This is a genomic window from Oleiphilus sp. HI0067, assembly GCF_001635735.1.
The window spans coordinates 1-650 of record NZ_LWFI01000197.1 but is presented as its reverse complement, the minus strand read 5'-3'; the positions used below and the strand labels follow the sequence as shown (position 1 = coordinate 650).

The following is a 650-nucleotide window of genomic DNA, read 5'->3' as shown; positions in this document are numbered from 1 at the left end:
AGGTGTCGCCTTAATTATCGAATTCACTCACACCAATTTTACGTACTATATGGCGCATAATTTTTCCTAAGCGAATTTTTGGCAATACTACGCAAAACAACTATTAGACCTTGGTCTAGCATTGGACCAAGGTCTACATCAAGCCCTGTTCGGTAAAACTGACCACATGACTACCTGCGACGATTAAATGATCCAGCACCCGCACATCGATCAACTCCAATGCCGACTGCAATCGTCGTGTAATCTGGATGTCAGCTTGGCTTGCTTGCGTCGATCCAGAGGGATGGTTATGACAAAGAATGACGGCTGCAGCACCTTTGTTAAGTACATGGCGAACTACTTCACGCGGATATACGGATGCAGCATCAATCGTACCCTGAAACAGCTCTTCCATATCCAGAATTGCATGCTGATTATTAAGATACAGAACAGCGAAGGTTTCATGTTGACGATTTGCCAAGGCATGCTGCACATAACGTTTGCACACATCAGGGCTAGTGATAACATCACTCTCCCTTAACTCATCTTTTAGTACGCGCTTACTTACTTCTAAACTTGCATGTAACTGCGCGTACTTTGCTAAGCCCATGCCTTTGTAAGAACAGAATTCTTGTTCACTAGCGCGAAGCAGTGGCTTCAACCCACCAAAA

At 44.5% G+C, this 650-nt stretch carries 1 protein-coding gene; it reads right to left on the bottom strand.

Annotation, left to right across the window (positions count from 1 at the left end; all coding sequences use genetic code 11):
- Positions 1 to 133: 133 nt before the first annotated feature.
- On the bottom strand, positions 134 to 650 hold a 517-nt coding region (gene radC, locus A3739_RS02550), incomplete at its 5' end, for a DNA repair protein RadC (RefSeq protein ID WP_068500136.1).